The 8,696-nt window shown below is 42.3% G+C and carries 6 protein-coding genes and 2 pseudogenes; 7 read left to right on the forward strand and 1 reads right to left on the reverse strand.

All coding sequences use genetic code 11. The annotated features are described in order from the left end of the window. Positions 1–317 precede the first annotated feature (317 nt). The 3 genes and pseudogenes from REG_RS08055 to acnA all read left to right on the forward strand — a co-directional run bounded on the left by REG_RS08055 (position 318) and on the right by acnA (position 4,573). Positions 318–506, forward strand: coding sequence for a YoaH family protein (locus REG_RS08055; RefSeq protein ID WP_006705189.1), 189 nt, complete (start codon positions 318–320; stop codon positions 504–506). Beyond that, a complete protein-coding gene (gene dbpA, locus REG_RS08060; protein ID WP_006705190.1) occupies positions 503–1,897 on the forward strand; it encodes an ATP-dependent RNA helicase DbpA in 1,395 nt (464 codons plus the stop codon). The genes REG_RS08055 and dbpA overlap by 4 nt, the downstream gene beginning before the upstream one ends. A 23-nt stretch (positions 1,898–1,920) precedes the next feature. Next, a pseudogene (gene acnA / locus REG_RS08065) lies at positions 1,921–4,573 on the forward strand (aconitate hydratase AcnA). A 58-nt stretch (positions 4,574–4,631) separates the two neighbouring features. On the opposite strand, the gene ribA reads toward acnA, so the two are convergent. Beyond that, complete coding sequence (gene ribA / locus REG_RS08070) at positions 4,632–5,225, reverse strand: GTP cyclohydrolase II (RefSeq protein WP_006705192.1); 594 nt, start codon at positions 5,223–5,225, stop codon at positions 4,632–4,634. Positions 5,226–5,554: 329 nt separating this feature from the next. Between ribA and REG_RS14350 the strand changes: the two are divergent. From REG_RS14350 to yciH, 4 genes and pseudogenes are all read left to right on the forward strand, one after another. Next, positions 5,555–5,860 (forward strand): annotated as a pseudogene (locus tag REG_RS14350) (LapA family protein); the annotation flags it as partial. A 104-nt stretch (positions 5,861–5,964) separates the two neighbouring features. Next, positions 5,965–7,134, forward strand: coding sequence for a lipopolysaccharide assembly protein LapB (lapB, locus tag REG_RS08080; protein ID WP_006705194.1), 1,170 nt, complete (start codon positions 5,965–5,967; stop codon positions 7,132–7,134). 156 nt (positions 7,135–7,290) lie between these two features. Next, entirely contained in the window at positions 7,291–8,013 is a 723-nt protein-coding gene (gene pyrF / locus REG_RS08085) for an orotidine-5'-phosphate decarboxylase (protein WP_006705195.1), read from the forward strand. A 55-nt stretch (positions 8,014–8,068) separates the two neighbouring features. Then, a complete protein-coding gene (gene yciH, locus REG_RS08090; RefSeq protein WP_039908047.1) occupies positions 8,069–8,398 on the forward strand; it encodes a stress response translation initiation inhibitor YciH in 330 nt (109 codons plus the stop codon). Positions 8,399–8,696 lie beyond the last annotated feature (298 nt).

Consider the following 8,696-nt stretch of genomic DNA (forward strand, 5'->3'; position numbering starts at 1 on the left):
TCTATTAAAGTAAGTGTAAGAAGGAGATCAAAAGCTAAATAAAGTGATTATACGGAACGTAAATCACATTTTTCGCTATTACATCTAATTTTATTACTTTATTTTACATTTTATCAAAAAATGTATTTATTCGCTGTCACAGCGATAGACTGCTTAAAATAAATTCTCATCCTATTTCAGTTAGCGTTAATAATCATTCGTTTCAGCCTCAAGACCAAAACGCCACCGCAAACTAGGGAAAGCACCAGACCATAGATAGTGTATGGATACTGTAGAGAAAAAGGTATACTCGCAGCATATACATAGGAGATAGATTAATGCTAGCAAATATGCCATCGATTCCTCATCAAGAACAACAGGAAGCCGCTGAACAAATTCACCAATTAATATCAACAGGGATGCGCAGCACCGAAGCAATTGCATTGGTAGCACAAAAAATCCGCGAACAGCATCAAAACCATCGTGAAGGACAAAGTATATCAACAAGTTTTAGGAAATTAACGTGAGTATTAACCCGTGTTTTTTCCCAACAACCCTGCCTCCCAAACAATTGGCCAATCTTAACGCGCTGGGTTATAGCTCGATGACACCGATACAGGCTGCAACATTACCGGCGATCCTTAAAGGGAAAGATGTTCGAGCCCAAGCCAAAACAGGCAGTGGTAAAACAGCAGCCTTTGGTATTGGTTTGCTAGATAAAATCGCTGTAGAGCAGTTCGTCACACAAGCACTAATACTTTGTCCAACTCGTGAATTAGCAGATCAAATCAGTAAGGAATTACGGCGTTTAGCGCGTTTTACACAAAATATTAAAATTTTGACCTTGTGTGGAGGCCAGTCAATAGGGTGCCAATTATATTCTTTGGTACATGCTCCACATTTTGTGGTAGGCACACCTGGCCGTATTCAAGAGCATTTGCGAAAACATACCTTAGTATTAACGAATTTGAAGGTGTTGGTTTTGGATGAAGCTGATCGTATGCTAGATATGGGCTTTAACGACGCTATTGATAATATTATTGATTACGCGCCCAAAACACGTCAAACCTTATTATTCTCAGCAACTTATCCTGATAGCATTGAGCAAATTAGCAACCGTATACAACATCAACCATTAAGTGTCGTCGTTTCACCGCAAAAAAATGAAACCGCTATTGAACAACTTTTTTACGAAAGTACTAATGAGAAACGTTTGCCGCTACTGATTAAGATACTCAAACATTATCAGCCCGACTCCTGTCTGGTTTTTTGTAATACAAAATTAGATTGCCAGCGTCTCTATCAAGCCCTCAAATCTTGCCAGATGAGTGTGTTAGCTTTGCACGGTGATTTGGATCAGCATGAACGAGATCAAGTATGGGTGAGATTTGCTAACCACAGCTGCCGAATTTTAGTCGCAACCGACGTAGCAGCCCGTGGTTTGGATATCAAGCAGTTAGCATTAGTGGTTAATTTTGAAGTAGCTTTTGATCCAGAAGTGTATATTCATCGTATAGGTCGTACCGGACGAGCAGGGATCGGAGGTTGTGCTGTAACACTTTGTACACCACAAGAAATGCATAGAGCACTAGCTATAGAAGATTATTTACAGACTAAACTGACTTGGCTATCTCCGGAAAAAATAAACGATACTGATGGTATCAATAATAGTGAAAAATTAGCAGCAGAGATGATGACCTTATCTATCGACGGGGGACGTAAAGCAAAAATACGCCCTGGGGATATTCTCGGCGCCTTAACAGGAGAGGCCGGATTAGCCGCCGTTGATATAGGAAAAATCGACACCTTTGCGCTGCATACTTACGTTGCTATTCGCACAAACAATGCTCAACACGCTTTACAACAGCTACAACAAGGAAAAATATGGCGCTATTATTTAAGTCTATCAATTTTATAACCTTGTGCAGGGGGCATAATGTCATTAGAACTCGCAAAAACAGTTTAGCGAAGCTGGTGGTGCAAAAAAAAGACTATTGTTACTACAGCTTACCTAAAATGGCATCCTTTCTAGGGGATATTGATCGACTGCCAAAATCAATGAAAGTCTTGTTAGAAAATTTATTAAGGCATATTGATGGTAAGAGTGTAAAAGAAAACGATCTGCAAGCGATGGTTGACTGGCTTTCAACGGGTCATAGTGATAGGGAGATCGCCTACCGACCGGTGCGCGTGCTAATGCAGGATTTTACCGGGGTGCCTGCGATAGTTGATCTGGCGGCAATGCGTGAGGCCGTGAAGCGTTTGGTCGGGGAGGTAAAACGGGTCAATCCGCTTTCTGCTGTCGATTTGGTCATTGATCATTCGGTTACTGTGGATAATTTTGGCGATGAAAACGCCTTTGGTGAAAATGTTCGTATGGAAATGGCGCGTAACTGTGAGCGTTATGCGTTTTTGCGCTGGGGTCAACAAGCCTTTAATCGCTTTCGCGTGGTGCCACCAGGAACCGGTATCTGTCATCAAGTTAATCTCGAATATTTGGGTAAGACCGTATGGCATGAGCAACAGGGAGATCAATGCTTCGTTTATCCCGATACCTTGGTGGGTACCGATTCTCATACCACTATGATTAACGGGTTGGGGGTGGGTGGTATCGAAGCTGAAGCGGCTATGTTGGGTCAGCCGATTTCAATGTTGATCCCAGATGTGGTGGGTTTTAAGTTAACGGGGAAATTGAATGAGGGGATCACTGCCACTGATTTGGTGCTGAGAGTCACTGAAATGTTACGAAAACAGGGGGTAGTGGGTAAATTTGTTGAATTTTATGGCGATGGTTTGGCTGATTTACCTCTGGCAGATCGCGCGACCATTGCCAATATGTCGCCAGAATTTGGTGCAACCTGTGGCTTCTTTCCTGTGGATGAAGTGACCTTAAATTATTTACGTTTAAGCGGGCGTAGTGATCAGCAAATTGCTTTAGTCGAAGCCTATACTAAAGCACAAGGCCTATGGCGTTACCCTGGCGATGAACCGGTTTTTACCTGTCAATTAGCATTGGATCTGGCAACGGTGGTCACCAGTCTTGCCGGACCGAAACGACCACAAGATCGGGTGGTTTTATCCCAAGTTCCTCAGGCTTTTACTGCCTTCAAAGCATTAGACATCCATAATAAAAATAACCATAAAAACGCTCCAGATGATGAAAACAGTGGGTTATCTGACGGCGCTGTGGTGATAGCGGCGATTACCTCTTGTACTAATACCTCAAATCCTAGTGTCATGATGGCCGCTGGGTTATTGGCTAAAAAAGCAGTGGAAAAAGGGCTAAAAACCAAGCCGTGGGTGAAAACGTCGTTAGCCCCTGGCTCTAAAGTGGTCACTGAGTATCTTAATGCTGCTGGTTTGACAGCATCGCTTGATCAACTGGGATTTAACTTAGTGGGTTATGGTTGTACCACTTGTATCGGTAATTCAGGCGCCTTACCTAAGGCAGTTGAAACAGCGATAGCCGCTGGAGATTTGACCGTAAGTGCCGTGTTATCGGGTAATCGAAATTTCGAAGGGCGTATTCACCCATTAATCAAAACTAACTGGCTAGCTTCCCCACCGCTGGTGGTCGCTTATGCTTTGGCGGGGAATATACAAATCAATCTCACGGATGATCCTTTAGGTCAAGATCAGCAGGGAAAAGGGATTTATCTAAAAGACATTTGGCCGAGTACGCAGGAAATTGCCACGGCGCTAGAAGCCGTCAAAACAGAGATGTTTCTTAAAGAATACGCTGAAGTTTTTAACGGTGATGAGAGTTGGCAAGCAATCCCGATCGAAAGTTCCCTCACTTATCATTGGCAAGAAAAATCGACTTATATCTGTCAGCCTCCTTTTTTTGATGACATGAAACTGATACCAGAAAAAAATAGAGGATATAAAAGAAGCACGCATTTTGGCTATTTTTGCTGATTCAGTGACCACTGATCATATTTCTCCGGCAGGAAATATAAAACCAGATAGTCCGGCAGGGCATTACTTGCGTGATCAAGGCGTCAAAATTGATGACTTTAATTCTTATGGCTCCAGACGGGGTAATCATAAAATCATGATGAGGGGAACCTTTGCCAACATTCGTATCCGCAACGAAATGGTACCGGGTATTGAAGGGGGGATGACCCGCCATATTCCGTCACAAGCGCCGATGACAATCTATGACGCGGCAATGCGCTACCAGCAAGAAGCGATCCCGCTGGTGGTGATTGCGGGCAAAGAATATGGTTCGGGATCCAGTCGTGATTGGGCGGCTAAAGGCCCTTGTTTGTTGGGTGTGAAGGTTGTGATAGCGGAGTCTTTTGAACGTATTCATCGCTCGAATCTCATTGGTATGGGCATTCTTCCTCTGGAATTTATGCCAGGGGTAGATCGTAAATCTTTAGCATTAACCGGTGATGAATCAATCAGTATCAGCGGGCTAGCGGCATTGAGTATGGGTCAGAAAGTATCTGTTATCATAACGGATAATTATGGCCAACAGCGGAAGATTGAGACGCTGTGCCGTATTGATACCGCTACTGAGCTGACCTACTTTCAACATGGTGGTATTTTGCATTATGTTATTCGCAGTGGGTTATCAGAGCCTATCTGAATTTTTGACGAAGTATCAGTGAGCAAAAGAGATTTTGAACAGGCTTTAAGTGACACTGTCATTCATTGTCAAACAAATGACCCATTTTAGCGCCTTTGGTCGCGAGGTAATTTTTATTTTTTGGATTTTGACCGACTATTAATGGCACTCGTTTGGCGATATTAATCCCTGATTGGGTGAGAATGTCGACTTTGTCTGGATTGTTGGTTAATAATCGTATTGATGTGATACCCAGTGATTTGTATATCTCGGCACAGAGCGTGAAATCGCGTTCATCAGCTTCAAAACCGAGTTGATGATTTGCTTCAACGGTATCGGCTCCCTTATCTTGTAAAGCATAAGCGCGGATCTTGTTGAGTAATCCGATATTACGGCCTTCTTGGCGATGATAAATAAGAACGCCGCGACCTTCTGCTGCAATTTGGCTCATGGCAGCTTTAAGCTGAGCACCACAATCACAGCGTAGGCTAAATAGCGCATCCCCAGTCAGACATTCAGAATGGATCCTTGATAAAATAGGGCTATCATCAGAGATGTCTCCCAAAATTAGTGCGAGGTGTTCATGACCGCCGTCTTCTTCAAAGCCGACTACCAAAAATTGGCCCCAGGGAGTTGGTAATTTAGCTTCTTCTGCTATACGTTTTAATTTCATATAAATAGGTAAGACTCTTAAGAAAATACTATAAATCTGGTTAATCGGTTATTGTATGGCTTTCTGGCTATTAATGGCAGCCAAATAATAACAATAAGCTTGTGGTGTCATCTTGTATGCCGTATTTTTGGCGTAATGGACAGATTTTTTACGCTGTGGTACAGGTGATCTTCTTGTTATACCCTTAGCCTTTTAAGCCTGTTGTTGACTGCGGGTGTTCCGCCCGAATCACGTATCTGCGCTCATCGGTCTCACGCTCTGGCCGCCTAACGGCAACTTGAAGGACTATGGGTATAACTATCTATTTATCTATCGGCAGTGGGGTAAATGTGAAATATTTACTAATTTTTTTGTTAGCACTGGTAATCTTCGTGATCTCAATTAGTTTAGGAGCACATAATGATCAGATCATCACTTTTAATTACCTATTGGCGCAGAGTGAATATCGGGTATCAACATTATTAGTGCTATTTTTTGTCGCTGGATTTGCATTGGGATGGATTATTTGTGGATTATTTTACCTACGAGTACGCTTATCTCTTGCGCGAGCTAACCGTAAAATTAAACGGCTTGAAGTGCAGCTTGAACAACCTATTCAGCTGACTGCCATTAAAAATGAAGGCAGTGTTTCTAAGTCTGTTGATCATGCTGATAGAGGTGTTGTGGATAAAAACAGTGCTGACAGCATAGAGAGTGATAATGCCATTCGTTCCCATATAACTCGCCGGAAATAATTGATATGTTGGAACTGCTGTTTCTGCTATTGCCGATAGCGGCCGCCTACGGCTGGTATATGGGGCGCAGAAGTGTTCAGCAGACTCAGCAAAAAAATGCGGATCGGTTGTCGCGTGAATATGTAGAAGGTGTTGATTTTTTACTTTCTAATCAACAGGACAAAGCGGTAGATTTATTTTTAAATATGATGAAAAAAGAAACTTCTACCGTTGATGCGCATTTGACACTAGGAAACTTATTTCGTTCGCGCGGTGAAGTTGATCGCGCTATCCGTATCCATCAAATGCTGATAGAAAATACTTCGCTAACGTTTGAGCAACGTTTATTGGCGAGCTATCAACTGGGGCGAGATTATATGACGGCCGGTCTTTACGATCGTGCGGAAAGCATGTTTATCCGATTGACTGATGAGCATGATTTTTGTATCGGGGCGTTACAGCAGTTACTGCTTATTTATCAGGCGATGAAAGAGTGGTTAAAAGCGGTTGAAGTGGCAGAAAAATTAATCAAACTGGGTAAAGAAGAGCAACGTATAGAGGCTGCTCATTTTTATTGTGAGTTAGCATTAGAAGCGATGAATGATGATGATGTAAATAAAGCCCAACATTTATTGAAAAAGGCGGCTCTAGTAGATAAAAAATGTGCCCGTGCTTCGATGATGCTAGGGCAAGTTTATATTGCTAATGGTGAATGGATTAAAGCAGTCGATTCACTACAACGGGTGTTGCAACAAGATAAAGACATCGTTAGCGAAGTATTACCTTTACTGCAAGGTTGTTATCAACATTTACAGCAAATTGACAATTGGACAAAATTTTTGCACCGTTGCGTTAAAAAAAATACCGGGACGGCTGCGGAATTAATGATGGCTGAATTAATTGAACAAAAAGAAGGTCGAAATGTTGCTCAAGCTTATATTAATAAACAATTGCAACAGTATCCTACTATGCGGCTATTTTATCGATTAATGGATTATCATTTGGCGGATGCGGAAGAGGGAAGTGCGCGTGAAAGTTTGTTGTTGCTAAGGGATATGGTAGGCAAGCAAATTGACAGCAAACCGACTTATCGTTGCCATAAATGTGGTCTTGCGACCCATTCTATTTACTGGCATTGTCCTTCCTGCCGCAGTTGGGCTTCGGTGAAGCCTATCAGGGGGTTGGATGGGCAATAAAATGGTTCGTAATTTCTTTTACTGCCGTTTAGTCTCTTTTTAATTTCTCTTATTAGTTACAACATACAAAAGCCTGTGTTAAAATGCCGCGACCAAACGCTAAGAATCCTCGCCTTCCTAGGGCAAGGAGGACGTCAAAAAAGGTAAAAAATGCAAATGAAAACAGAGAGTGATATGAATGCCAACACATCACCTATTATTGTGGCACTTGATTATGCTGATATTAATAACGCCTTAGCTTTTGTTGATCGTATCAGTCCGCAGGATTGTCGGCTAAAAGTGGGTAAAGAGATGTTTACTTCACAAGGGCCTCAATGGATCATGAAGTTACAGGATAAGGGCTTTGATATTTTTCTTGATGTTAAATTTCATGATATTCCTCACACCACCGCACAAGCGGTTAAGGCCGCAGCTGATTTGGGCGTATGGATGGTCAATGTGCATGCGGTGGGCGGAGAAAAAATGCTGTTGGCGGCGAAAGAAGCGTTGTCAGATTTTGGTAAAAAAGCGCCGCTGTTGATTGCTGTTACGGTCTTGACCAGTATGGATGAAGATGATTTATCGGCGGTGGGTATTGATGATTGCGTTAATGATCAGGTGGAACGTTTAGCTAAATTAAGCCGCAATTGTGGCTTAGATGGTGTGGTTTGCTCGGGACGAGAGGCCGCGCATTTGAAAAATTGTTGTGGCAAAGCATTTAAATTGGTCACCCCGGGTATTCGTCCCGTCGGTAGCGTCGTTGGTGATCAGCAGCGTGTTATGACGCCAAAACAGGCGTTGGATGCCGGTGCTGATTTTTTAGTTATTGGCCGACCGATCACCGAATCTAAAGAGCCAGCAAAGGCACTCAAGGCTATACGTGATTCATTGGTTTCATAAGTTATAAAAGCACCTGTTCAAAATTTTCTTGAGCGAGGCTCTTAGAGGTAGAAAGATGGATAATAACAGTCGATTAGTGTATTCCACAGATAAAGGCCGCATTGTTTTACCTGAGGTAAATATTTTACCTCAGGTAAAAAGGGTTGATGGTGTCGTGCGTATTCAACGCCAAACCAGTGGTCGTAGAGGGAAGGGCGTCAGTTTGATTACAGGGATTGCAGCCAGTGATGAGCAACTCAATACGCTGGCAGCAGAATTAAAAAGGAAATGTGGTTGTGGCGGTGCGGTGAAAAATGGGGTGATTGAGATACAAGGTGATAAAAGGGATCTACTAAAACAATTACTTGAAGCCAAGGGAATGAAAGTGAAAATAGCGGGAGGATAGAGGATAATAGACCCAATGAAATTCGGCGAGCGCCCGCAGCCAACGCCGCCGTAACTTGAAACGCGGAGGGTATATAGACCTCTTTCGAAACCTACATGTACTGGGTCTACTGTTTTTAGCAGTAAAGATTTTATAATAAAGAAAGTGTATTTTTTTGAAAGAAAAATAAATTAAAAATACTATTAGTTATTATTATGAATATTTTATTTAGTTAAAATTTTTGCGTTTTTGTTACATCAATACCGTTAGCGTACGGTAGGAGGGCAAAATGGCAATATCATTAAATTTGGCTAGCGCT

Source organism: Candidatus Regiella insecticola LSR1 (assembly GCF_000143625.1).
GTDB classification, from domain to species: domain Bacteria; phylum Pseudomonadota; class Gammaproteobacteria; order Enterobacterales; family Enterobacteriaceae; genus Regiella; species Regiella insecticola.